The organism is Pseudomonas sp. TH34 (assembly GCF_016650865.1).
GTDB classification, from domain to species: domain Bacteria; phylum Pseudomonadota; class Gammaproteobacteria; order Pseudomonadales; family Pseudomonadaceae; genus Aquipseudomonas; species Aquipseudomonas yamanorum.
Genome location: NZ_JAEKFB010000025.1, coordinates 1 through 24,379, shown reverse-complemented (window position 1 = coordinate 24,379; position 24,379 = coordinate 1). Strand labels below are relative to the sequence as shown.

The 24,379-nt window shown below is 55.5% G+C and carries 21 protein-coding genes and 4 pseudogenes; 23 read left to right on the top strand and 2 right to left on the bottom strand.

The features are described from left to right. The first annotated feature begins 76 nt into the window (after positions 1-76). From JFU58_RS19980 to JFU58_RS19935, 10 genes are all read left to right on the top strand, one after another. Positions 77-700: a YbhB/YbcL family Raf kinase inhibitor-like protein gene (locus tag JFU58_RS19980; RefSeq protein ID WP_201141798.1), complete on the top strand. Its 624-nt coding sequence runs from the start codon at positions 77-79 to the stop codon at positions 698-700. A gap of 145 nt (positions 701-845) precedes the next feature. Continuing rightward, positions 846-1,052: a hypothetical protein gene (locus tag JFU58_RS19975; protein ID WP_201141796.1), complete on the top strand. Its 207-nt coding sequence runs from the start codon at positions 846-848 to the stop codon at positions 1,050-1,052. A 104-nt stretch (positions 1,053-1,156) separates the two neighbouring features. Next, a complete protein-coding gene (locus JFU58_RS19970; protein ID WP_201141794.1) occupies positions 1,157-1,588 on the top strand; it encodes a helix-turn-helix transcriptional regulator in 432 nt (143 codons plus the stop codon). A 273-nt stretch (positions 1,589-1,861) separates the two neighbouring features. Beyond that, positions 1,862-2,416 carry a helix-turn-helix domain-containing protein gene (locus tag JFU58_RS19965; RefSeq protein ID WP_201141793.1) on the top strand — a complete coding sequence of 185 codons (555 nt, stop codon included), beginning with the start codon at positions 1,862-1,864 and terminating at the stop codon, positions 2,414-2,416. Between the two features lie 29 nt (positions 2,417-2,445). Then, on the top strand, positions 2,446-3,045 hold the full coding sequence (locus tag JFU58_RS32635; RefSeq protein ID WP_201141791.1) for a citrate synthase: 600 nt from the start codon (positions 2,446-2,448) through the stop codon (positions 3,043-3,045). Between the two features lie 627 nt (positions 3,046-3,672). After that, positions 3,673-5,172 (top strand): amidase, encoded by a 1,500-nt coding sequence (locus JFU58_RS19955; protein WP_201141789.1) that lies wholly within the window; start codon positions 3,673-3,675, stop codon positions 5,170-5,172. Between the two features lie 92 nt (positions 5,173-5,264). Then, positions 5,265-5,975 (top strand): RraA family protein, encoded by a 711-nt coding sequence (locus JFU58_RS19950; protein WP_201141787.1) that lies wholly within the window; start codon positions 5,265-5,267, stop codon positions 5,973-5,975. A gap of 28 nt (positions 5,976-6,003) precedes the next feature. Further along, a complete protein-coding gene (locus JFU58_RS19945; protein WP_201141785.1) occupies positions 6,004-7,377 on the top strand; it encodes an MFS transporter in 1,374 nt (457 codons plus the stop codon). 68 nt (positions 7,378-7,445) lie between these two features. Then, positions 7,446-8,645 carry a mandelate racemase/muconate lactonizing enzyme family protein gene (locus JFU58_RS19940; RefSeq protein WP_201141783.1) on the top strand — a complete coding sequence of 400 codons (1,200 nt, stop codon included), beginning with the start codon at positions 7,446-7,448 and terminating at the stop codon, positions 8,643-8,645. A 283-nt stretch (positions 8,646-8,928) separates the two neighbouring features. Next, positions 8,929-9,798, top strand: coding sequence for an NAD(P)-dependent oxidoreductase (locus JFU58_RS19935; protein ID WP_201141781.1), 870 nt, complete (start codon positions 8,929-8,931; stop codon positions 9,796-9,798). 464 nt (positions 9,799-10,262) lie between these two features. On the opposite strand, the gene JFU58_RS19930 is transcribed toward JFU58_RS19935, so the two are convergent. Next, entirely contained in the window at positions 10,263-10,862 is a 600-nt protein-coding gene (locus JFU58_RS19930) for an NAD(P)H-dependent oxidoreductase (protein WP_201141779.1), read from the bottom strand. 112 nt (positions 10,863-10,974) lie between these two features. On the opposite strand from JFU58_RS19930, the gene JFU58_RS19925 reads away from it, so the two are divergent. The 6 genes and pseudogenes from JFU58_RS19925 to JFU58_RS19900 all read left to right on the top strand — a co-directional run. Next, positions 10,975-11,895, top strand: coding sequence for a LysR family transcriptional regulator (locus JFU58_RS19925; RefSeq protein WP_201141776.1), 921 nt, complete (start codon positions 10,975-10,977; stop codon positions 11,893-11,895). An 820-nt stretch (positions 11,896-12,715) separates the two neighbouring features. Next, a pseudogene (locus tag JFU58_RS19920) lies at positions 12,716-12,946 on the top strand (NADPH-dependent F420 reductase); the annotation flags it as partial. 25 nt (positions 12,947-12,971) lie between these two features. Next, positions 12,972-13,794 (top strand): annotated as a pseudogene (locus JFU58_RS19915) (DODA-type extradiol aromatic ring-opening family dioxygenase). Continuing rightward, positions 13,787-14,458, top strand: a pseudogene (locus tag JFU58_RS19910) (alpha/beta hydrolase). Before JFU58_RS19915 ends, JFU58_RS19910 begins: the two co-directional pseudogenes overlap by 8 nt. 17 nt (positions 14,459-14,475) lie before the next feature. Continuing rightward, a complete protein-coding gene (locus tag JFU58_RS19905; RefSeq protein WP_201141774.1) occupies positions 14,476-14,877 on the top strand; it encodes a DoxX family protein in 402 nt (133 codons plus the stop codon). 91 nt (positions 14,878-14,968) lie between these two features. Further along, positions 14,969-15,217 (top strand): annotated as a pseudogene (locus JFU58_RS19900) (alcohol dehydrogenase catalytic domain-containing protein); the annotation flags it as partial. Between the two features lie 72 nt (positions 15,218-15,289). Here the strand turns inward: JFU58_RS19900 and glcC are convergent. Next, positions 15,290-16,057 (bottom strand): transcriptional regulator GlcC, encoded by a 768-nt coding sequence (glcC, locus tag JFU58_RS19895; protein ID WP_201141772.1) that lies wholly within the window; start codon positions 16,055-16,057, stop codon positions 15,290-15,292. Between the two features lie 232 nt (positions 16,058-16,289). Between glcC and glcD the strand changes: the two genes are divergently transcribed. From glcD to JFU58_RS19860, 7 genes are all read left to right on the top strand, one after another. Beyond that, positions 16,290-17,789, top strand: coding sequence for a glycolate oxidase subunit GlcD (gene glcD / locus JFU58_RS19890; protein ID WP_201141770.1), 1,500 nt, complete (start codon positions 16,290-16,292; stop codon positions 17,787-17,789). Then, positions 17,789-18,853 carry a glycolate oxidase subunit GlcE gene (glcE, locus tag JFU58_RS19885; RefSeq protein ID WP_201141768.1) on the top strand — a complete coding sequence of 355 codons (1,065 nt, stop codon included), beginning with the start codon at positions 17,789-17,791 and terminating at the stop codon, positions 18,851-18,853. Before glcD ends, glcE begins: the two co-directional genes overlap by 1 nt. 3 nt (positions 18,854-18,856) lie before the next feature. After that, the gene (glcF, locus tag JFU58_RS19880; protein WP_201141926.1) at positions 18,857-20,074 is read left to right on the top strand and encodes a glycolate oxidase subunit GlcF; all 1,218 of its coding nucleotides are present in this window, start codon (positions 18,857-18,859) and stop codon (positions 20,072-20,074) included. A 21-nt stretch (positions 20,075-20,095) separates the two neighbouring features. Then, positions 20,096-20,497 carry a heme-binding protein gene (locus tag JFU58_RS19875; RefSeq protein ID WP_201141766.1) on the top strand — a complete coding sequence of 134 codons (402 nt, stop codon included), beginning with the start codon at positions 20,096-20,098 and terminating at the stop codon, positions 20,495-20,497. A 41-nt stretch (positions 20,498-20,538) separates the two neighbouring features. Beyond that, positions 20,539-22,728 carry a malate synthase G gene (locus JFU58_RS19870; protein ID WP_207198393.1) on the top strand — a complete coding sequence of 730 codons (2,190 nt, stop codon included), beginning with the start codon at positions 20,539-20,541 and terminating at the stop codon, positions 22,726-22,728. A gap of 429 nt (positions 22,729-23,157) precedes the next feature. Further along, a complete protein-coding gene (locus tag JFU58_RS19865) occupies positions 23,158-23,967 on the top strand; it encodes a transporter substrate-binding domain-containing protein (RefSeq protein ID WP_201141764.1) in 810 nt (269 codons plus the stop codon). Positions 23,968-24,024: 57 nt separating this feature from the next. Continuing rightward, positions 24,025-24,379: ABC transporter permease subunit (locus tag JFU58_RS19860; RefSeq protein WP_201141762.1), on the top strand; the 355-nt coding region annotated here is incomplete at its 3' end.

Sequence of the window (24,379 nt, the reverse complement as noted above, 5' to 3'; positions counted from 1 at the left end):
AAAATCCCTCCGCAGCCGCTGCTTCCGATCGGCTGGTAAACGCCCCGATAATCCACCGTTTTATTCAGGCCCAACCATGAAACTGAGCAGTAACGCATTTGATGACAACGCCGCCATCCCTGGGGAATACGCCTTTGCTGTTCCTGACGCGCAAAGCCGCTACGCCCTTTCGACAAACCGCAACCCACATCTGGCCTGGGCTGAGGTCCCGGAACATACTCAATCATTCGTGCTGATTTGCCACGACCCCGATGTGCCGAGTGTGGGCGACGATGTGAATCAGGAAGGTAAGTCTATTGCTGCGTCCTTGCCGCGTGTAGATTTTTACCACTGGATATTGATCGACATTCCGGCGAACCAGCGGGAAATTACCGAAGCAAGCCATAGCACCAGCATTACCCCAAGAGGCAAAAACGGCCCTCACATAGCCGATGGACAGCGCCATGGCATCAACGACTACACAAGCTGGTTTGCCTCGGACCCACAGATGTCCGGCGAGTACTATGGGTACGACGGCCCATGCCCACCGTGGAACGACGAGCGGCTGCACCGCTACGTGTTCACTGTGTACGCTCTGGATGTGCCTGAGCTCGAGATAAAAGGCCCGCTTGACGGCGCCAATATCCTTGAGGCTTTACAAGGGCACGTACTGGCCAAGGCGAGCCTGACGGGCACCTACACGCTCAACATGAATCTGTGATTTTACTGCCAACTTCAGGAACCACACCTTAAACATGGAACGGCTTGAGCCTGTGACTGCTGCGCAACCGGACGACACCCGCTGGCTGCTGCCATCGGGCGCGTCCTTGCGAGCGCGAGCGCTATGCACACTGGCCAGGCCGCACTTGATGCGCGCTCAGCACGCGACTGACTTTCGCTTTTTTGAAGCCACGCTGTTGGTCGTGCCATCGGGCCGACTGGCCCTTGAATGTGGCGATAACACCTGGAGCCTGGCTGATCCGCATACCCTGATGGCGGTGGCAAAAAATACCCTCGCCAACGTTCACAAAACGCCCGACGAAAACAGCATGGCGTTTACCTCTCTTTTTTGACATTTGCACCCAGCCTTATCAATGAGTTTCACCAACGCTACGGCCGCCAAGTAGCGGCCTCATCCACGGTCGCTCAGTGCCAAACCACTGAGTTGGATGAAGACTTGAGTGATGCCCTGCAATTTTGCATTCGAGGCATCGACTCTCAAACCGTTTCGCAGGTGCGACAGACAAATCGGTTGATAGGGCTTCTGCTGGCATTGCAGGAACGCAATATTGTGTTTTTGCGCCCTTCAGCTCCTGGACTGGCTGAGCGACTGACTCAATTGCTGGCCAGTGAGCCGGAAAAACACTGGACGGCGGCACTGGCTGGCCGCGATTTGGCAGTCAGTGAGGCGACCTTGCGACGACGCCTCGCAGAAGAAGGCATCAGCTTCAGCGCAATGCTGACCGAAATCAGAATGCACCACGCAATGATGCTGTTACAAACGACGCACTTCAGTATTTCGCAGATAGCAGACGCCTGTGGTTACCGCGCTATCTCGAGATTTTCAATGCGCTTTAAAAGTCGCTTTGGTTTCTCTCCTCGACGATAAGCCTACTTGGCCTTGTGCGTTACAGCCGTAGTCGATGCGAGGTGCCCCCCGGCACCCATCCGGACGTACGACTGGTACTGAGAGCCAGATGCACGGAAGGGGACACTGACTGGCAGCGCTAGGCCAAAGGGGCGGAGTTCTTCTCATGGCTAGCAACCCGAAACGCCCGGTCTAGAGGGAAGCGGACGACGGATTGGAATGTGAAAAAGGTAGATATATTGATTTTTCTTTGTAATATTGATAATTATCAATATTATCGAGCTATATAGTGCTATGCCGAAATATCTCTCTACCAAAGAAACTGCAGCTCGACTTGGGATTTCTCGCCAGACGCTCTACGCCTATGTCAGCCGCGGCTTACTTCAATCCCTGCCAAGCGATATCCCTCGTGAAAGTCGTTATTTGGAAAGTGAGGTCGAGCAACTCGCGCTTAAACGCAGTCGTGGAAGAAAATCAAAGGATGTGGCCAAGGCGACCCTCGATTGGGGCTTTCCGGTGCTCGAGTCATCGATTTCACTTATTCAAGATCAGCACTTGTATTATCGCGGGCTCGATGCGATTGCACTCGCGCAAACAATGACCCTTGAAGACGTTGCTGCCCATTTATGGCAAATGTCGAAGGACACTGCCTTTGGGGATAATCAGCCGATTGAGTCTACTCGTCAGGCAGCGCTCTCGAAACTCCCCCTGAGCGCTTCGAACAAAGCATCCTGCGCGACTTCACTCTCATTAGTGAGGATATTGGGACCGCTGCATGGCAACGTTCTCCGGAACGAATTGCTGCGGGCTGCGGAACTCTCGTTCGGTTATTGGCCGCTTGCTTGCTGAACTCTCAGCCGAGTGCGGAACCGATTCACATGCAATGCGCGAAGAAGTGGAAGCTCGACGCTGAGGGAGCCGAGTTGATCCGGATGGCACTCGTGCTTTGCGCAGACCATGAATTAAACACCTCGTCTTTCGTCGCTCGCTGCGTGGCATCCACGGGAGCAAGCCTGCGTGCAGCTGTGATTGCCGGCCTTGCTGCGTTGACGGGCACTCACCACGGTGGCACTACAGCACGTGGCGAGGCGCTTTGGGACGAACTGGGCGAAAGTCAGCCTATCGCTAAATTGCACGCTCGGCTTGCTCGAGGCGAAGATCTCCCTGGTTTCGGGCACCCTGTTTATCCGGCCGGAGATCCTCGCGCAGCTGCATTGCTCAGCCGTGTTTTGCCTCACCATGAGAACTGGCAAGCGTTTATAGATGAAGGCACTACACTGGTGGGCGCTCGCCCTTCGGTAGATCTGGCGCTGGTTGCGCTAAGGCGACATCTGAAACTACCCGTTGGTGCCGCATTCGGTCTGTTCGCGCTAGGTCGTTCGGTTGGCTGGATCGCCCATGCTATTGAGCAGCGCGCGATGAAGGATCTTATACGGCCCCGAGCCGCATATGTCGGCCGAGCTCCCACACATTCATAGGCGGACCAGGTGCCTTCACCCAAAGGAAGTGGGCGAGCAATATAAAACTGCAATAACTATTGCACTACGTTGTGTTGAAAGCCCTGCGTGCCTTCTTTATGGACTTAGTGCCTTATGGAGTGGCCAATCGCCCTTACCCGCTTGGTAGATCGCCGCATTCACTAAGCCTCTACAAATACCGTCAGCACAGAACACGCTGCGTTCTGCGATTGGCGCGACAGAATCCGTTGATCACCTACCACTGGCAGGTGGACGGCTCGTATTGCATGCCACCTGTCAGGAACCGCGCCAAGCAGCCCTCGCAGTTTCATCGCGCGAGTAACAGTAAGACGGGCCACCGAGATACCCTCCCCCTCCTTTGCAGCCTGACCTTCACGGTCTCATAGAACGACGTCCCGTTAGAGCTCGCGCCCAGAAGCTAGTCGCCTTTCCGGCCTGAAGCCGATAGTCGGTGAGCGCCAATAACGTTGATTATATTAATCAATATTTACATATTATTTTGTATGGATATTATCCGATCAACCTATATGTCGATCGTCGCTCAACGCTATTTCGAGGCTGGTCACCATGCGTTCCTCCACACTCTCTGCTCTTGGCACTGTCGCCACACTGCTCTCGGGGCCCTCTATGTCATCTCCCGTTTTGCCCGCTCTTGCAAGAGAGAGCGATGCTTTGGTAACGATCTCGCAAACGCTGGAGGTGCAGTCGAATGGCTTGATGACTTGCGTCGCTATCGCGCAGCAGTCGTTGGACGAAATCCATCGTCTCAACCCTGGACTGAACGCATTCATTACTGTGAATCCGAACTTGCTGTCTGATGCAGCAAAGCTAGATGCCCTTCGTGCGGCCGGAACGGTTTTACCGCTGCACTGCGTCACGGTTGCGGTAAAAGACAACATAGATGTCTCTGGCATGCCGACGACCGGCGGCTCCGTGTTGCTTGAGAACAATCATCCTGAACATGATGCCGAAGTGGTAGGCCGCCTCCGCGCCGCCGGCGCATTATTTGTCGGCAAGACTAATCTTGACGAGCTGGCTGTCGCAGGCAGCACGATTAGTTCGGTCGGCGGGCAGACGCTTAATCCGTATGACAAGACGCGGTTTGCGGCGGGTTCCAGCGGTGGTTCGGCAGTATCGGCATCGATCGGGATTTCAGTATGTTCTATCGGTACCGAGACCGTGAATTCGCTGCGCAACGCGGCGAGTTCAGCCGGAGTTGTAGGGGTCCGTACAACACCAGGGCTCGTTAGTCGAAACGGCGTTATCCCTCTGTCCTCGTCAATGGATGTGGTGGGGCCGATCTGTCGTAACGTTGAAGATTCGGCGCGGATGCTTGAACAAATGACAGGGCACATCTTGAGCAGTTCGGCGATGGCGGTGGATGGAGGGGCGCACAAACGAATTGCCCTGGAAAACCTGCACCCTATCGATCTAAAAGGCGTGCGGCTTGGCGTGCTCAAAAATCTCTTTTCAACCGAACCAGATGGTGCGCCAACCAATCAGGTCCTCGACGCTGCGCTCGACAAATTACGCTCGGCCGGTGCTCAGATCGTTTCAATCGACGATACGGAGTTCGACTCTGCGACGTCGAGTGAGCGCATGAACGTAAGTAATTATGAGTTCCGCCCTTTGTTCGACAAGTATCTGGCGTCGATCAAACATGTCTCCGGCGTTGAAAATACTCAGGATTACTATGATGCACATCGGTTCCCCGCGTCGACTATGGAAAAGTTCCTGAAGAATGCGGCTAGTTGGGATGATCCTTTGCATATGCCTGAGTATCTCGCCGCACTTCGATACACCGCAACATTTAAGACGAAACTTCTTGATCTGATGAATACGCAGGAACTTGATGCGCTTGTGTACCCGTCACAGAAGCGCCCGCCGATCTTGCAGACAGACAAGCCACGTCCGGAACGTAACGGGGTGTTTGCTTCCGCTATGGGGCTGCCAGCCATTGATCTACCGGCGGGTTTCACTGAGCCCACTGCAAATGCACCGGTGGGGCTGCCGGTGGGTATGGATGTGCTTGCCCGGCCACATGACGATATGAAACTACTCAATGTCGCCTTGGCCATTGAAAAAACACTTAATGCGCGCCGCTCTCCATTGCTTGTACGCCCGTAACGGTCAGAGCAGCGTTGCGGACAACGCAGCCGCCCGCATCGTTGACTGAATAAAGAATGCTGTCACTTCAACAACAATAAGGAGACTCCCGTATGACTAATCAGAGTTCAATTGACGACCGCGCTGGATGGCCGCCAGGTTTTTTTATCGGCTCGCGCGAGCGCGTCCCGACGGATGCTCAAATCACTGCCTATACCGGTAGGCCAGTCGCGACAATCGGAGATTGCCTCGGACGTAGTTTGGGAGCGAGAGGTTTAAAGGCTTATCACGAATCTTTGCACGTGACGATATGTGGCCCCGCGCTTACCGTACGCGTGCGTCCCGGCGATAATTTGATGATCCATAAGGCGCTGGAACTCGCAAGGGCTGGTGACGTGCTTGTCATCGATGGTGGGGGGGATCTTTCACAGGCGGTAATTGGCGGTCTGATACGAACCACTGCGATGGCTGCGAGATTAAGCGGGATCGTGCTGGACGGGGCATTGCGCGATGTCGCTGAGTGGAGTGATGGTCGTATGCCCATTTTCGCGAAGGGGCACACTCATCGCGGACCGACTAAGAGTGGCCCTGGGGAGATCAATATTCCGATCGCCTGCTCAGGTATGACGATAGCGCCAGGAGATCTGGTGATTGGGGATGCCGACGGTGTGATCTCTATTCCAGTCGACCAACTGGATGAGTTGCTGCCGCGGGTTCTTGAGCATGAGCGGCATGAAGCGGTCATCCGCGAGGCTAATGCTAATCGCAGCTCCGATCCTGAGCGCTTCAACGCAATTCTGCGCGCTTGCGGATGCCCGGTCTGAGTGTTGCTTGTATCAAGGAGACAATGAAATGAAATCTATTGCATTGCACTCGCCTGACACAACATGTCAGGTCACGAGTACCCCAATCAGCTTATCCGGACAGCAGAAATCGGTGCTTGAGAAAGTCCGTCGTCGCATGTTGCCAATATTGATGCTGTGCTACTTCGCTGCATTTCTTGACCGCGTTAATGTTGGTGTTGCTGCGCTTCAGATGAATGCTGACCTCGGTCTGACCAATGCTCAATTCGGCCTCGGCGCGGGTCTTTTTTTTGTGGGCTACGTCATATTCGAAGTGCCGAGCAATCTTCTGCTGGTGCGTCTTGGTGCGCGCCGATGGATTCCACGAATTCTCATCAGTTGGGGAGTCGTGTCGGCATGCATGGCTTTGGCTTGGAATCACAGTAGCTTCTATGCTTTGAGGACACTGCTTGGAATTGCAGAGGCTGGTTTTTTCCCCGGCATGCTCTTTTATTTAACACTGTGGTTTCCGCGAAGCTATCGGGCAGGTGTCTATTCCCTACTGTCGGTGGCAGTTCCACTCGCATCGGTAATTGGCGTACCTCTATCTAGCTGGATACTGAACAACTTTCACGGTTTCGCAGGACTGAAGAGTTGGCAATGGATGTTTATTATCGAAGGGATGCCTGCGGTTATTATGGGTGGGGTGTTCTATTACTTTCTGCCAAGTCGTCCTGAGGAGGCAACATTCCTGAGCGCGGATGAACGGACTACCCTTGTCGACTTAATGCATGCTGATCGAGGGGCGCACCAGCTCGCTAATAAACATGAAAATGGCCACTCTTCATTGAGACGAATGATCAGCGACAAGCGGATATGGGCTATGTGCCTGATCGAGATGTGCCTGATCATCGGATCGAATAGTGCGGCAATTTGGATGCCACAGTTTGTCAATGCGTCTCATATCCAGATGTCGTTAATGCAAGTCGGATTTATTGCAGCGTTGCCACCTCTGGCTGCGTGCGCCGCAATCCTATTCAGCGGATGGAATGCTGACCGAACTGGACGGCGTGTCGCGCATGTTGCGATCCCTTTTTTGATCGCCGCCGCAGGTTTTGTATTAGCTGCATGCTCGGATTCCGATGTGGTGCGACTGATCGGGCTAGTGATCGGCAGCGCCGGAATTTCAGCGAGTATTCCGAACGTTTGGTATATCCCAACGGCGCTGCTTTCCGGTTCTGCAGGCGCTGCTGGGCTTGCACTGATCAATTCGGTTGGTAGCGTCGGTGGTATTTTCGGGCCCTATGTAATTGGCGAGATACGAGACTTAACCGGTTCTTTCAATGGTTCCTTGCTGTTTCTCGCCGGTGTGGTGGCACTCGCCTCAATCACTGTGACCATACTCGGGCATCGCATGCGGTTGATACTAAATCCTCCAGCATAGGGTGCCCTCAATTCAACCTGTTACGACCTGGTCCCGACGCAATATCGGTTTTTACGTAGGATATCAAAATGAATAATCAAGTAAGAGATTATGTACTTTCGTCGAGCCATGCTCGGATCAAAGAAGTAAGACTTATATCTATCGCCGCTGCACCTCGATCAAACTGGTCGTTTTTATTGCTCGACACAGATGATGACCGAACTGGCTGGGGCGAACTCACGTTACGCTCGTATGAGCGCTGGCTCGGGCTGGCACTCGAAGATTTGCGACCGTCTCTGATCGGTAAATCGCTTGCACAAGTTTTCAGCGATTTCGCAGCGCGCCCATCCTTACCCAGTGGGCGAGTCGGTAACGCGCTGTTATCAGCACTTGATCAGGCAGCAACTGACCTAGTTGCACAAGTGAAGGGGCAGCCTATTTTTGAATTACTGGGCTGTCGACACAAACGGCCGTTGCGCGGTTATGCGACGGTCAATCGAAGCGTTCGTGAACGCACGCCGGAAGGATTTGCTCAAGCAAGCCTGCGTGCGGTCGAGGCAGGTTTTCGAGGTGTCAAGATTATGCCATTTGACGCATTACTTCCCGCGACAGCTTCAACTCCCCAGGGCAAGCACGAAATCGAGCGAGCGCTTGAGCGAATAGAGGCGGTGCGTGAGGCAGTGGGCAGTGAAATCCAGTTGATGGTGGATTGTCACTGGCGACTTGATGAAGCCAGCGCCATGACATTTATCAATCGCGCTGCTCAATCAAACCTGCATTGGGTCGAATGTCCTGTGCCCGAGAGTGAATTATGGGATGCCGCTATCGCGCGACTACGACAGCATGCGAATGCACATGGAATACTGCTAGCGGGTGCCGAGAACGGAGTTTGCGCTAGTGGGTACGCTCGCTTTATCCAAAAGGGGCTCTATGATGTAGTGATGCCTGACATCAAGTATTGCGGTGGCTATGGCGAGCTAGGGCATATCGTCGGTCTAGCGCGGGAAAATGGAGTTTCCGTGTCACTGCATAATCCTAGTGGGCCAGTCGCGCACATGCATTCGTTACATGCGTGCCTAGCACTGGGGCTCGACCAGCCGGTCGAACATCAGTTTTCGGAGTCGCCTCTTTTCCAATCGTTAATAAACGGTGTTGGGCCGGTTACTGCGAATGGTTGTTTCGAGATTGGTGAGGCTGCGGGCCTTGGAATTTCGGTTGATACTGAGCGTGCGGCAAGTCACCCGCTTGCTTATGTTCCACTTTCGCTGGCCGATCCCAGCTTCGCGTAGTGAATGACCGGGTAGCGGGCTAATGACTTGATCGCTGTTTCTTTTCGAAGCACTGAGTGCATTCGCACGCTAAGCTAACCACGCAGACTACCGGAAAATGTTACCGTGTCGAACGATAGTTACTTGATCCTCCTAGGCCAGGTGTTCAGTTTCGGAAAGACATGGTGCATCCTCAGTAATGGCAAAAGAGGATACAACCTGAGAATTGGTTGCGGTAGGCGAACGATCCCAAGAGACGCGTTATTAAACCGAAGTAGCTGCTTTTAACTACGTAGGAGGAAATATGGCATTAACCATTGGAATTATCTCTGCTGGCGCTATGGGCAGCGCATTGGGCGCTCGTTTGAATAGCCAGGGACTGAGAGTTCTAACATCTCTAGAGGGGCGCAGTGGCGCCAGTCGGTCCCGTGCAAAAGCTGCGGGAATGCTAGATGCAAGCGATGACCAGATTATGGAAGAGGCTAGCGTTATTTTTTCGATCGTTCCTCCAGCGCAAGCGATTATAGTTGCACAGAGGTTTTGTACGAATTTCTCCAATAAATCAGTCGGGAAATTATATGTTGACTGCAACGCAATTAGTGTCGCTAAAACTATAGAGATCGAGCAGCTATTTTCTACCACAGGCGTATGCTTCGCGGATGGCGGCATTATCGGTCCTCCTCCAAGAAAAGATGAAGAGGGGCCGCGATTATATATTTCAGGTGATTTATCAAGCGACGCGTCCGACTGGCTAAAACAGATTAAGCAGTCTGGAGTTGATATTCGCTTTCTTGAGGGCCCTGTTGGTGCTTCATCTGCTTTAAAGCTTTCTTATGCGGGTATTACGAAAGGGATTACGGCGCTAGGTGCTTGTATGATTCTTGCCGCGGAGCGCGCGGGAAGCGGAAAATTCCTGAAAGAGGAACTGTTAACAAGCCAGCCACAAATTATGACCAGGCTTTCGAAATCATTACCAGAAATGTATTCCAAAGCCTATCGATGGGTGGATGAGATGGAGTCAATTTCTGAATTTATTGGAGATACGTTTCCCGAAAACAATATCTTTGTTGGTGCCGCTGCGCTGTTTGAACGCATCTCTAATGATTTTTCTGGAAGTGGCGACGAATGTGCAGTAATGGAAAAGTTTCTGAAGCGACCAGATACGGAATCCTGATTTCCATGCCATACTCATTTGAGTCGGGCCTGAGTACAGCGGGCAATTAAAATGTTTTTAGAGGTGGACTGTTGTAATTTAATAATCCAGTGATTTTATCAGACACGACAAGAATATCGGTCTTCGGCATAAGCGATTGCTTACTGATGGTTAGTGTGGATAAACCGCTTTCATGAGCCATTGCCATAATTTCTTTGGGTTTTATTTTGAAGAGCGCCTACGAAGCTCTTCAATTTGCTGTCGTTAATAACTATTCAACGAATACATCGACTATACGCATCAGATGGGTATCGCCGACGTTGTCGTTGAGGCGCTTGGGAGGCAAGGTGCTTTGACTTCCATGCCTATCTTAGATAAATCGCTTAATGAGCGATCACTGCGATGAAGCCCTCAGAAATCATGTCAACAACTCGCGAAGGAGCTTTTACTCAATTTTTGCGGAACTCTGTCCCACTTTTCTGCGGTCAGGTAATCAGTTTGACGATTTGTGCGTGGGCGTCGGCAAGTCCGGTCACCACCCCGTGTGGTCTTGCATCCAGTCCTTCGGCGTAGACAAATTTCACGTCGGTGATGCCTATCAGGCCGAGCACAGATCGCAGATAAGGTGTAACCGCATCTGATCCCTGGCCGACATGCACGCCACCGCGGGAGCTGATGACCACCGCTCTTACATCCTCAACGAGGCCCACGGGATGGGTCTCGGTATACTTGAAGGTTACCCGGACACGGGCAACCAGATCGAACCAGTTCTTCAGTTGTGTCGGTACGTTGAGATTATACATGGGAGCCCCTATCAGCAGCATATCGCACGCCTTGAGTTCGGCTACCAGTTCGTCGGACAGGGCCACTACACCTTTTGCGCGCGCGCTCAGATTCTGGGCTCCCCTCAACGCATAGAACAGTTCCTGGTCGAGAACCGGTATGTCGAGGGTGGCAAGATCACGCGCTATAACTTGGTCATAGAAACCTCTGGCCTGGCGCTCGGCTATGTAGGTATCGATCAGGGCGTTTGTCCGGGAGTTGCTGCCCATGATGCTGGATTTGAGCACGAGAATTTTGGTCATAAATGAGTTCCAGGTGAATTGGCAATTATTCGTGAGCAAATCCTAGCATCGCCTTTTTCTCCCCAGTAGAGATAATATCTACATTAATTGGATACTTTTTGGCTACTAATCCATGCGAGACAACCTGAACGGTATTGAGGTTTTTGTGGCGGTCGTGGAAGCAGGCAGCTTCGCTCAGGCGGCCATCAAGTTGCAGATCACCCGGTCTGCGGTCGGCAAGAGCATTGCTCGACTGGAACATCGATTGAAAATTTTGCTGTTCCATCGTACGACTCGCTGCCAGAGCCTCACGGATGAGGGAACCTTGTTCCATGAACATTGCATGCGGGCGCTGGAGGAAATCCGAACGGGAGAAGCGCAACTGGAGAGCGGAAAACGGCAAGTGAATGGCCGTTTGCGGGTGTCCATGCCGGTACTGTTCGGACATCTTTACGTAGCGCCCATCATGATCGAGTTGGCAGAGAGGCATCCCGGCCTGACCCTGGAGATGTCCTTCAATGACAGGATGGTGGATTTGGTCGAAGAGGGCTTCGATCTAGTTATTCGCAACGGCTCGTTGCCTGACAGCAGCGACTTGGTAGCCCGCAGGTTAGGTGAGCACCGTATGGTATTTTGCGCCTCTCCTGCTTATCTGCACCGATGCGGAGAACCGAAGACAATCGAAGACCTGAAGCGACACGATGCAGTAGCGTATATGCGCTTTGGTCGGGTCCTAAACTGGCAGGTGCGTGTGGAGGGACAGGTGCAGGAGATTAAGCCCAAAGCTCGACTACTCATGGACGATCTACGCGCCGTCGCGGACGCTGCAATCGCCAACTTCGGCGTCGCGTGGCTGCCTTGCTGGCTGGCTCGCGATCATCTTCTTCGTGCCGAGCTGAAGGAAGTATTCGCTGACCATTCAAGTGTAGCCTTCCCGATCAACGCACTCTGGCCACATACTCCCCACTTGCTGTTAAAAACACGCGTAGCTGTGGACGCTCTGCTGGCAAAACTCCCGGCCCGAATGGCGGTGTTAAAAGCGCTGCAGGTCTGATACGTAGATAGTTTCATGGCCTGAGCGGCCTTTCTGAAATGGCAGCCTTTGGCCGTTTTCTGCCTCTCGTCAAGGGCAGTAGTCAGCTACCAGACTTAGACAAGAACTTCATTACCTTTGCTATTGCATACTCGCACTCGTGTGAGTCTGAAGGTGGGGAGAATAGTCCGCCAAGAGGAAAAATTACGCTGATCCAAGCTTCAGGAATGCGTTGTAGCTGCCTGAGCCATTCAAATTTCTCCCGAAAAACCTCACCGATAATTTCGTCCTTATCCGAGAACGACGCGCCACTCACGTACGAATTGGGCAAATCCACTTTAGAGACTGTCCCCCCCGAGACAGGTCACCTGGCTAAGGCTGCTCATTATGGAGCCGGCACCACCTGGGTAGTCGTAGTGCGTTGATAGCGGTTTCAGGCTCCAAAGCAAGGCACCTGAAGGCACAGGCACGCTATCGGCAATCACAAGGTAGGACCCCAAACTCGTATCGCAGATTCCGGCGATGTTGCCGTTCAGTTTGAGGCGGTCCAACTCATCGGTTATGGTTGGAAGAATTGTATTCAAGCTAGCTCGTATGCGTCCGGCCAAGTCATCTACGAAATCGCCCGCATCTGGTCGTATCGGACGCCAGCGCTTGTAGGCGCGGCTGATCCAGGCACTCATTCATCATCTGGCCTTTGGTCTTGAACCGGTAGGGCAATTCCAGCTGCACCGAGACGCCAATACCTTAGATCTCTGCCGTAAAGGTTTGGGCGTATGGATACCGCTGAATCGTGGTGCGACCAAAGGCTGGCCGAGCCCCTGGAGTACTTAGTCGCGAAGACGGTCCGACCTTCGCCAATGAGCAAACCGGCAGCGTATTTATCGCCAGCGACAGCGAACGCGCCAAACAGACCGCGATTGCCCTGGCGCGCAGCCTGGGCTGGAACACAGTCGATGCAGGTGCACTGCTCAACGCCCGTTACCTGGAGCCACTGGCCGGGTTCAACATCTACCTGGGCTACGGCGCAGGCCTGGGTACTTCGATCGCTCCCGTCTGGCTGAACAAATAATCATTGAACCGAGGAATCACTCACCATGAATACTTCGTTCCCCCTGCTGTTTGTGTCTCATGGTGCTCCGATGTTTGCCATCGAGCCCGGTCAGGCCGGTCCACGCCTGGCCGAGCTCGGTCGCGAGCTGCCACGACCTGATGCCATCGTCATCCTTTCTCCGCACTGGATGACCCGTGGCGAAGTCAGCGTGACGGCGAGCACCGCCCCAGAAACCATTCACGACTTCGGTGGGTTTCCCGAAGCGCTGTACCAGTTGCAATACCCGGCACCGGGTGCCCCCGCCCTGGCCGTGCACATCGTCCAGATGCTGCAGGACGCCGGCTGGAAATCCCGGCTGGATGCCCGTCGCGGCCTGGACCACGGCGCCTGGGTGCCTTTGCTGTACCTGGCACCCAACGCTGACATCCCGGTGGTCCAGGTATCGATGCCCACCAGCCTCGACACTCACCAGGCCTGGAAGCTGGGCCAGGCGCTCAAACCGCTGCGGGAGATGAACATCCTGATCGTGGCGTCAGGCAGCCTGACTCACAACCTGTATGAGTTCCGCGGCGCATCGAGCCACGGCGTCGATTACGTCAAGGAATTTGCTGCCTGGACAGCCAAGACACTGCACGCAGGCAATACCGAGTTTCTACTGGACTACAAGCAGCACGCACCGTCAGCTGAACGGGCCCACCCGACGTGAGCATTTTTTACCCCTGCTCATCGCACTCGGCGCGGCCGGCGAGCACTACGACACCCGCGTGCTGGAAGGCGGCGTGAGTTATGGGGTGCTGTCGATGGACCGCTACCTGTTCTCGTCCGCCCCCTCTCACGCTCAACAAGGCGTTACCGACCATGCGTGACAACCGTTTTACCGACGTGGCTCGCGAGCCACAAACCGGCCTGTTCTTCCGCAAGGGCGGCAACACCACGGCACCTAACAGCCGCCTGATTCTGCTGCACGGCGTGGGATCCAACGAAGCCAATCTGGCGCCGTTGGCGGATGCATTGCCGGAGGAGCTGGAAGTGATTCTGTTGCGCGGCCCATTGCAAGTCGGCCCGCAGGGTTTCGCCTGGTACCAAGTGAACTTCACCAGCAACGGCCCTTCCTTCAACCAGGAGCAGGCGGAATCCTGCCGGCAACTGTTGAGCCGGTTCATTGATGCATTGCCAGCGATGCCAACGGTGATCGCAGGCTTCAGCCAGGGCGGCATCATGAGCGCCAGCGTGGGGCTGACCGAGCCTGAATAGGTGGCCGGTTTTGCCCTGTTGAGCGGACGCATGTTGCGCGAGCTTGATCCACATATAGCGCCCGCGGGGCGACTCAAATCCGTACGCGCGTTTATCGCGCATGGTCATCAGGACAACGTTCTGCCCATCGCCTGGGCGCAAGAAGCGGATGCCTGGCTGGACCGTCTTGGCGTCATCCATGAAACCCATTTCTACACCATGGCCCACGAGATCGTCGCGCAGGAACTGGCGGATTTTTCTCAATGGCTGACTCAAACCTTGCCGCTTTCCCACTGAACAAAAGGATCTTTACCATGATCGACACACGTACCGCTCCCTACGCCGCCTTCGTTTTGCGCCTTGCCCTGGGCATCATGTTCCTCGCCCATGGCCTGACCAAAGTGCTGGTGTTCACCCCCGCGGGCACCGCCGGCTTTTTCGAATCCATCGGCTTTCCGGGCTTTCTGGCCTATCCCGTAATGGCCTTTGAAGTGATCGGCGGCCTGCTGTTGGTGTTGGGCGTCTACTCGCACTGGATCGCTGCCCTAGCGGTGGTTCAACTGTTCGTTGCGGCGACTGTGCATTTCGGCAACGGCTGGAGCTTCACCAACGCCAACGGCGGTTGGGAATACCCGATCTACCTGTGCGTCACCGCGCTGGTCGTTGCGCTGCTGGGCGACGGTGCGTTTGCAACAAAGTCTTCCGGCAAAGCCTGATCGACGTGACAGGCCGCGCTTGAGCAAAGTGACGAGCGCGGCCCTGTTTTACCGTGGTCAAACAAGCATCATTATTTGGAAAAAAATCCTTATGAAATCCCGTGCTGCGGTTGTCTTTGAACCAGGCAAGCCGCTTCAAATCGTCGAGATCGATGTTGCCCCGCACCGTGCAGACGAAGTGCTGATCAAGATCACCGATACCGGCGTGTGCCACACCGACGCGTTCACCTTGAACGGTGATGATCCTAAAGGTCTGTTCCCGGTGGTTTTGGGGCACGAAGGCGCCGGCGTGGTAGTGGGCGAAGGCGTGACCAGCCTCAAGCCCGGAGACCACGTTATTGACCGGGACCGGCATTTGCTCAAGTCGTGAGCAAGTGATGGGTAACTACCAGGACTCATTAATCTGAATTCCTCACGCCCACCCCTCGAGGCGCAATGTTGCGCGGATCAATCGCTGCTCCTCGACTTCGATTTCCTTGAGGTTTTCACAGATGCTACGCAGGTGAGCGATCGCTGCCTTCCGCGCCTGATCCGGCATACGTCCGACCACCGCGTTATAGAGCCTTGCGTGCTGACGGTCGATTTGGCGTTTTTGCGGCTCGCGGTGATAGAGGTTATTGACCGAGGCAAACACCGTATTAAGCAGCAGGTCCGTCAGCGAACGCAGCGTCTGTACCAACACCGGATTGTGTGAGGCCTCGCAGATTGCCAAATGAAAGGCATGATCAAGCCGGGCATGCTCTCCGGCATCCAGACTTCGGGTATGTGCATCAACCAGCGTCTGGTAGCTACGGGTGATCAGTACAAAATCGGCATCGGTCCCGCGTAATGCTGCCAGGCGTGCGGACTCCCCTTCAAGAAGGCTGCGGACCTCGAACAGATCGTAAAGTGTGCGTGGCTGCGAGCTGAAAAGATGCATCAGCGGCGACGCAGCACCGTGGCTCGACAGGTCGGCAACGTACGACCCTTTGCCGTGCTCTGTGTCGATAATGCCACGAGCACGCAACAGCTTTAACCCCTCGCGAAGCGCCGTACGGGATACGCCAAGTTTCTCGGTCAGGCGCCGTTCGGATGGCAACAATTGCCCGGTTTTGAACACACCGTCCACGATCAAGCGCTCGATGCGTTCACAGACCACGTCGGCGACCTGGGGATTTCGTCTTGAACCTGTGCCGTCCATCCTGCCTCCGAGTGGTATTACCAGTACAAAGCTCTTTTTCAAACCACTAAATATCAAACATTAACCATATGTTTTTGAACATATTTATTTGATATCTAAAAACACAATAAATAAAAAACTGGTTCGACCAGTAAAACATCACGTAGACAGTAAAACGCCTCAGGTCAATGATGCAAGCCAGCCGTAACCGCAATAGCCTCTAATAAAAACAAATGAGAGTTGCCACCTGCCTATGAACATTCTCTACGATGAGCGCGTCGACGGCGTTCTGCCAGACGTCGACAAATACGCACTTGTAAAGGCGCTGCAGGCGCGATTGCCCGGTCTGGAAATCCTCCAACAGCAAGAAGAACTCAAGCCCTACGAATGCGACGGCTTGTCGGCCTATCGCACCACGCCAATGGTGGTGGTGCTGCCCCGCCATCTCGATGAAGTTCAGGGTGTGCTCAGGCTGTGTCATGAGCGCCAGGTACCGGTGGTGGTGCGAGGCGCAGGAACGGGCTTGTCGGGCGGTGCCCTGCCGCTGGAAAAAGGCGTGCTGCTGGTGATGGCGCGTTTTAACCAGATACTGCACATCGACCCGGATGCGCGTACCGCCAGGATTCAGCCTGGGGTGCGCAACCTGGCGATTTCCCAGGCGAGCGCGCCGTATGGCCTTTACTACGCACCGGACCCCTCCTCCCAGATCGCCTGCTCCATTGGCGGAAACGTTGCCGAAAACGCCGGCGGCGTGCACTGCCTTAAATACGGGCTGACGGTACACAACCTCCTTAAGGTCGACATCCTTACCGTTGAGGGTGATTACCTGAGCCTGGGCTCGAACGCCTTCGACTCTCCAGGTTTTGACCTGCTGGCCTTGTTTACCGGCTCTGAAGGCATGCTGGGCGTGATCACCGAAGTGACGGTCAAACTCCTGCCCAAACCACAGTCTGCGAAGGTGCTGCTGGCCGCCTTCGATTCTGTGGAAAAGGCTGGGCGCGCGGTCGGCGACATCATTGCTGCCGGGATTATTCCCGGTGGCCTCGAGATGATGGACAACCTGGCGATACGTGCCGCCGAAGACTTTATTCACGCCGGCTACCCAGTCGAAGCACAAGCCATTCTGCTCTGTGAACTGGACGGTGTTGAAGCCGACGTGCATGAAGACTGCGACAGAGTCCGCCAAGTGCTGGAGCTGGCGGGCGCCACCGAAGTACGCCAAGCCCGGGATGAGGCAGAGCGCGTGCGGTTCTGGGCAGGACGCAAGAACGCGTTCCCGGCGGTGGGCCGGCTGTCACCGGACTATTACTGCATGGACGGCACCATTCCACGGCGCGAATTGCCCGGTGTACTGCAGGCCATCTCCGCGCTATCCGCTGAGTACGACCTGAGGGTGGCTAACGTCTTTCATGCCGGTGACGGCAATATGCACCCGCTGATTCTGTTTGATGCCAACCAGACGGGCGAACTCGAGCGTGCCGAAGCGCTGGGCGGCAAGATCCTGGAGTTATGCGTGAAAGTCGGCGGCAGCATCACCGGTGAACACGGTGTGGGCCGCGAGAAGATCAACCAGATGTGCGCGCAGTTCAACAGCGACGAGCTGACCCTGTTCCATGCGGTCAAGGCAGCGTTCGACCCGAGCGGGCTGCTCAACCCAGGCAAGAATATTCCGACACTGCATCGCTGCGCCGAGTTTGGCGCGATGCACGTTCATATGGGCCAGCTGCCCTTCCCTGAACTGGAGCGTTTCTGATGCGCAATCAACTCGATATCGATGCCAGTGGTGCGCTGCTGGAGCAGGTCAATCAAGCGTTACGCGATGCAACGCCTTTACGTATCCAGGGCTCCAACAGCAAAGCGTTCCTGGGGCGCAGCGTTGCCGGTGATGTACTCGACACTCGCGGCCATCGCGGCATCGTCAGCTACGACCCCACCGAGCTGGTGGTCACCGTGCGCTGCGGAACGCCGCTGGCGGAACTGTCACAGGTATTGGACGCCGCGCAGCAGATGCTGCCTTGCGAGCCTCCAGGCTTCGCTGGCACCGCCACGGTTGGCGGCATGATTGCCAGCGGGTTGTCGGGGCCACGGCGCCCCTGGTCGGGGTCGGTGCGCGATTTCGTCCTGGGAACCCGCGTGATTACCGGCCAGGGCAAGCATCTGCGCTTTGGCGGCGAGGTCATGAAGAACGTCGCCGGTTACGACGTGTCGCGGTTAATGGCCAGCAGTTACGGAACACTGGGCCTGATCACCGAAGTTTCCCTCAAGGTGCTTCCCAAGCCTCGTCAAACCTTGAGCATCAGCCTGAAAATGGGCAGCGAACGTGCTTTGCAGCACTTGGCCCAATGGGGTCAGCAACCCTTGCCAATCAGCGCGGCATGTCATGACGGTGAACACCTGCACCTGCGACTGGAAGGCGGTGAAGGCTCAGTAGCTGCGGCCCATGACCGGCTCGGTGGCGAGCTGCTGGACGGTTCGTACTGGGCCGATCTCAAAGAGCATCGATTGAGCTTCTTCGATGCGAGTCAACCACTTTGGCGGCTGTCGCTACCGAACAACACACCGATGCTCGACTTGCCCGGCCAGCAATTGATCGACTGGGCCGGGGCCCAGCGCTGGCTTAAGTCTGGCGCCGAAGCAGCGTTGATTCACCAGGTTGTCGAAAAAGCCGGTGGGCATGTGACCTGCTACAGCCACGGCCACACCGATAGCCCGTTCCAGCCGCTACCGGCGGCTCTGATGCGCTATCACCAAAACCTCAAGCGGCACCTGGACCCCAGCGGAATCTTCAACCCCGGTCGCCTTTACGCGGAGCTTTGAGTGATGCAGACCACCTTGAGTGAACACGCCAGCCAACTCCCTCGCGCTGCGGAAGCAGAACGCATCCTGCGCAGTTGTGTGCACTGCGGCTTTTGCAATGCAACCTGCCCGACCTACCAACTGCTGGGTGACGAGCTGGATGGGCCCCGAGGCCGCATCTACTTGATCAAGCAGGTTCTGGAAGGTAATGAAGTCACCCGAAAGACCCAGGAACACCTGGATCGCTGCCTGTCCTGCCGCAATTGCGAAACCACCTGCCCCTCCGGGGTGGAGTACCACAACCTGCTGGATATCGGCCGGGCGGTGGTTGATGCGGCGGTGCAAAGACCCCTCGCCCAGCGGCTCCTGCGTCAGGGGTTACGCAAACTGGTGCCTAATCCTGGGTTGTTCAAAGGATTGATTGGCAGCGGCCAGGTCTTCCGTGCATTGCTGCCAGGCCACCTCGAATCAAAATTGCCGCGCAGCGCTGAGCCGGCCAAGCAGCGCCCTACCGCCCTGAATGCGCGCAAGATGCTGATCCTGGAAGGCTGTGTGCAATCAAGCCTTTCGCCCAACACGAACGCGGCTGCCGTGCGGGTTCTCGATCAACTCAAGATCAGTGTCACCTCGATCAAACAGGCCGGCTGCTGCGGCGCGGTGGAATACCACCTGGACGCTCAAACGGCCGGGCTTGATCGAGCCCGTCGAAACATCGATGCCTGGTGGCCGAGCATCGAGCTTGGGGCCGAAGCCATTGTGCAGACAGCCAGTGGCTGTGGGGCGTTCATCAAGGAATATGGTCACTTGCTGAGCACCGACCCGGCCTACGCCGACAAGGCAAGAAGGGTCAGCGCGTTAGCCAAAGACCTGGTTGAAGTGTTGCGTGACGAGGAACTGGAGCGGCTGGGGGTTAAAAGCGCTCAATCAATTGCCTTCCATTGCCCCTGCACCTTGCAGCACGCGCAAAAGCTCGGCGGAGCCGTCGAGGCGGTGCTCACAAGCCTTGGCTTCAACCTCACCGCTGTTCCGGAGGGTCACTTGTGCTGTGGGTCGGCGGGCACCTATTCAATTACCCAACCCGAACTGTCACTGCAATTGCGTGACAACAAACTGAATGCCCTGGAAAGCGGAAAACCCGACGTTATCGCCACGGCCAATATTGGCTGTCAGACCCACCTCGGTGGCGCTGGTCGCACCCCTGTGCGTCATTGGATCGAGTTGGTTGAAGCTGCGTTGCCCTAACCGCCCCCCTGGAGAAGCCCCATGAAAAGCAAAGCCATATTGAGTCAAGTCGAAATCAACCAAATCCTGAACGCTGCGCGTGCCGAAGCACACAACCACCAGTGGGCGGTGACCATCGCGATTGTTGATGACGGCGGCCACCCTCTTGCCCTCGAACGCTTGGACGGTTGCGCCGCGATCAGCGCCTACATCGCCGTCGAAAAGGCGCGCACGTCCGCATTGGGTCGACGCGAATCCAAGGGCTACGAAGACATGGTCAATGGTGGACGATACGCCTTTTTATCGGCGCCATTGCTGACCTCACTGGAAGGCGGCGTACCGATCTTCGTCGATGGACACGTGATAGGGGCCGTCGGGGTTTCCGGGGTTAAAGCCGAGCAGGATGCACAGGTCGCAAGAGCTGGCGCGCAATGCGTGAGCTGAGCACAAAACCAAAGCAACCGAATGAACACAGTATGATGGAGATGCACAAAGTGACCGATTTCGTTAACTGCCATGGCCTTAAAGTCGCCCCCGTCCTGCAGCATTTTGTGGATGCTCGGGTGTTGCCCGGAACGCGGCTTTCCCCTGAAGCGTTCTGGAGCGGTTTTGCAAGCCTGGTGCATGATTTGGCACCCCAAAACCGCGCGCTATTGGCTGAACGTGATCGGCTGCAGGTGGAACTGGGCGACTGGCACCGAATCCATCCGGGCCCCGTCACCGACATGCAGGCCTATCAGGAATTTTTGGCGGAAATTGGCTACCTGCAACCGCAACCCGAAGACGTCAACGTCACCACCAGAAACGTTGACACTGAGGTTAGCGTACAAGCAGGACCGCAACTGGTGGTGCCTGCGGTTAACGCGCGCTACGCGCTGAATGCCGCGAATGCACGCTGGGGGTCGCTGTACGACGCGCTCTACGGTACGGATGTGATCCCTCATGAGCAGGGTGCCGAACCTGGCGCGCATTACGACCCGGTGCGTGGAGCCAGGGTCATTGCGTTTGCACGTGCTTTCCTTGATGAGGCATTTCCTTTGAGCAATGGCTCACACGCAGCCGTAGCTCAGTACACGATCGAAGGCGCAACACTGCGGGCGGCTCTGCAAGATGGCACCCAGGCAGTGTTGTCGGATACCACACAATACGCCGGGTACCAGGGTGTGCCGGCAGATCCGGACGCCATTTTGCTGAAACACAATGACCTGCATGTGGAAATACAAATCGACCGGCAAAGCCTCATCGGTCAAAGCGATGGTGCGGGCGTCAAGGATCTGCTGATTGAGTCCGCACTGTCCACGATCATCGATTGCGAAGACTCGGTGGCAGCGGTCGACGCTGAAGACAAAGTCCAGGTCTACAGCAACTGGTTGGGCCTGATGAAGGGCGACCTGACGGAAAGCCTCGAGAAAAATGGCAAAACCATTATCCGCCGCCTCAACCCGGACCGGGTGTACACAGCCGCAGATGGCAGCTCGTTGACACTCCCTGGGCGCTCATTGCTTTTCATCCGCAACGTCGGGCACCTGATGACCTGTCCGGCCATTCTCGATAACACCGGGCTTGAAATTCCAGAGGGCATTCTCGACGGCGTCATCACCAGCCTGATTGCGCTGCACGACCTGCAGCGCAAGGGTAACTCACGCACTGGCAGTGTCTACATTGTTAAGCCGAAAATGCATGGCCCTGCCGAAGTCGCTTTCGCCGACCACTTGTTCAACCGTATCGAGGACCTGCTTGGGCTGCCACGGCACACGCTCAAGATTGGCATCATGGATGAGGAGCGACGCACCAGTATTAACCTGAAGGCCTGCATCGCCGCAGCGTCGTCAAGGGTCGCGTTTATCAATACCGGGTTCCTGGATCGAACCGGCGATGAAATGCACACGTCCATGGAAGCCGGCGCGATGCTGCGTAAGGGCGACATGAAAAACACCGCCTGGATCAAAGCCTATGAGCTTAATAACGTGCTGGTCGGGCTGGACTGCAAGCTGCGCGGGCGAGCCCAGATAGGCAAGGGCATGTGGGCCATGCCCGATCGGATGGCAGATATGTTGGCGCATAAAATCGCCCATCCAAAGTCGGGTGCGAATACCGCTTGGGTCCCCTCCCCGACAGCCGCCACCTTGCACGCACTGCACTATCATCAAGTCAGCGTGCGAGCGGTGCAGGAGTCACTTGAAGGCACCCGGTCGGGCAGCACCAGGCAAACGCTTCTGGATGGATTACTCAGTGTGCCGGTTGTTACCGACAACGAGTGGTCGGCCGATGAAATTCGTCAGGAAGTCGAAAACAACGCGCAGGGTTTGCTGGGCTACGTGGTGCGCTGGGTCGAACAGGGTATTGGTTGTTCGAAGGTTCCCGATATCCATAACGTGGGATTGATGGAGGATCGCGCAACCCTGCGTATTTCCAGCCAACACATGGCCAACTGGCTGAGGCATGGGGTTATTACTGAAGCTCAAGCCCTGGAGGTTCTGCAACGTATGGCGCGGGTCGTCGATGAGCAAAACGCGGCAGACCCCCACTATGCCCCGATGGCGCCTGACTTCTACAGCTCGTTGGCATTTCAAGCAGCTTGCGCGCTGGTGTTCGAAGGACGAGCCCAATCCAATGGTTATACCGAACCGTTGTTGCACAAATTTCGGCTCACGTTCAAGCAATCGACGGTTTAAACCATTCGCAACAGGTTTCACCCGCGCTGCCAGCGCCCGATGCATTGCGTCGGGCGTTTGCACTTTGGCAGGTAGCCGCGGGCACTCAGGGTTAAGGAGCGCCGTCGATCCGTCACCCTTCGCCGCATCTTATCCTTCGCTCGCACACGCCCAGCGTTACGAATTTTCTCACCGCGTGACCGTACACGTAATCGATTACATTAACGAGCACCAAAACAGAGCGTCGAGTGTGACATATCAGCTCATTTCGATCGTTTGAACGTCTCTAAAGGCTGTAAATACGTACTATATTCTATCAATTGAACGTAAAAACCCGCAAAAGACAGGCGCATGAAGGCAGTCAAGGCCACTGAAAAACGATATGGCACGCTTTCTGCTTTTGAAAATGTAAAGGATTACATTGCTTACCATCAACCAAAGGTATGAAGAATGAACGTGAAGCAGAAACTTGTTACCGCCGCCGCCCTGGTCTCGCTGATGGCCGCAGCGGCACCCGCCATGGCAGACAAACTCGACGACGTGATCTCGGCAGGCGAGCTTAAATGCGGTGTCATGCTGGACTACCCGCCTAACGGTTTCCGTGACTCGTCCAATAACCCGACAGGTTATGACGTCGAGTACTGTCAGGACCTGGCCAAGGCTTTGGGTGTAAAACCGGTCATTGTTGAAACGCCCTCCCCTCAGCGTATTCCGGCGCTTTTGTCGAGCCAGGTCGATATCTCGATTGCCAGCGCAACCATCACCCTGGAGCGCGCAAAAACGATCGCCTTTACCTCTCCTTATTCCTCATACAGCTTTGTCGTGGTCGCGCGCAAAGACGCGAACATCAAAACGTTTGATGATTTGAAGGGCAAGCGTGTAGCCGGCGTTCGTGGAGCCGCAGAAGACTCGCTGTTCCAGAACTACTTCAAGAAATGGAATGACGCCAGCGGCCAATACCTGACCGTCAGCAATGACAGTGACCGGAACCTTGCACTGGCCCAAGGAAAGGTGGACGCCTTTATCGTCAATGTTCAAGCGGCCAGCGAGCTGACAAAACTGCCTCAGTACCAGGCGTTTCATACCTGCTGCGATGCTCCGTTCCCCAAGGACACTGTCGGGATGATGGTGACACGCGACAGCACCGACTTCCTTCGTTTCACCAACTTGTTCCTGCACGAGCAACAAGTGAGTGGCCGTTACGCAGAGCTGTACAAGAAGTGGTATCAAGTCGACGCCCCTGCCCTGGACAAGCTTTAATTACGTTGAACGGTGTGAGCCTTCGGGCTCCCACCCTATTGAAGGAGGGGCGATGCCTTGAACTATCACTTCCAATGGGCGCCAGTATGGAAGGCTTTCCCCGACTTGCTGCCCGGGTTGATCATGACCCTGGAGCTGACGTTGCTCGCGTTCGTTCTCGGGTCATTGATTGCATTCGTATTGACTTGGGGTAAATCCTCGAGCAATCAATTCGCGAAGGGAATCTGCGTCAGCTGGATCGAGATTGCGCGCAATACACCGTGTTTGTTTCAGATCTATATGGCGTACTTCGGCCTGGGGGCACTCGGCGTTGATGTGAACTCCTTCTATGCCGTGCTGGGCGCTATTACGTTCAATACGGCCGGGTACCTGGCCGAAGTGATTCGCGGCGGAATAGAGGGTGTTGACCCGC

Coding starts and splice junctions, on each gene's coding strand:
- JFU58_RS19980 (WP_201141798.1), top strand. CDS start 77: ATGAAACTGAGCAGTAACGCATTTGATGACAACGCCGCCATCCCTGGG.
- JFU58_RS19965 (WP_201141793.1), top strand. CDS start 1,862: ATGCCGAAATATCTCTCTACCAAAGAAACTGCAGCTCGACTTGGGATT.
- JFU58_RS32635 (WP_201141791.1), top strand. CDS start 2,446: ATGCAATGCGCGAAGAAGTGGAAGCTCGACGCTGAGGGAGCCGAGTTG.
- JFU58_RS19955 (WP_201141789.1), top strand. CDS start 3,673: ATGTCATCTCCCGTTTTGCCCGCTCTTGCAAGAGAGAGCGATGCTTTG.
- JFU58_RS19950 (WP_201141787.1), top strand. CDS start 5,265: ATGACTAATCAGAGTTCAATTGACGACCGCGCTGGATGGCCGCCAGGT.
- JFU58_RS19945 (WP_201141785.1), top strand. CDS start 6,004: ATGAAATCTATTGCATTGCACTCGCCTGACACAACATGTCAGGTCACG.
- JFU58_RS19940 (WP_201141783.1), top strand. CDS start 7,446: ATGAATAATCAAGTAAGAGATTATGTACTTTCGTCGAGCCATGCTCGG.
- JFU58_RS19935 (WP_201141781.1), top strand. CDS start 8,929: ATGGCATTAACCATTGGAATTATCTCTGCTGGCGCTATGGGCAGCGCA.
- JFU58_RS19930 (WP_201141779.1), bottom strand. CDS start 10,862: ATGACCAAAATTCTCGTGCTCAAATCCAGCATCATGGGCAGCAACTCC.
- JFU58_RS19925 (WP_201141776.1), top strand. CDS start 10,975: ATGCGAGACAACCTGAACGGTATTGAGGTTTTTGTGGCGGTCGTGGAA.
- JFU58_RS19905 (WP_201141774.1), top strand. CDS start 14,476: ATGATCGACACACGTACCGCTCCCTACGCCGCCTTCGTTTTGCGCCTT.
- glcC (WP_201141772.1), bottom strand. CDS start 16,057: ATGGACGGCACAGGTTCAAGACGAAATCCCCAGGTCGCCGACGTGGTC.
- glcD (WP_201141770.1), top strand. CDS start 16,290: ATGAACATTCTCTACGATGAGCGCGTCGACGGCGTTCTGCCAGACGTC.
- glcE (WP_201141768.1), top strand. CDS start 17,789: ATGCGCAATCAACTCGATATCGATGCCAGTGGTGCGCTGCTGGAGCAG.
- glcF (WP_201141926.1), top strand. CDS start 18,857: ATGCAGACCACCTTGAGTGAACACGCCAGCCAACTCCCTCGCGCTGCG.
- JFU58_RS19875 (WP_201141766.1), top strand. CDS start 20,096: ATGAAAAGCAAAGCCATATTGAGTCAAGTCGAAATCAACCAAATCCTG.
- JFU58_RS19870 (WP_207198393.1), top strand. CDS start 20,539: ATGCACAAAGTGACCGATTTCGTTAACTGCCATGGCCTTAAAGTCGCC.
- JFU58_RS19865 (WP_201141764.1), top strand. CDS start 23,158: ATGAACGTGAAGCAGAAACTTGTTACCGCCGCCGCCCTGGTCTCGCTG.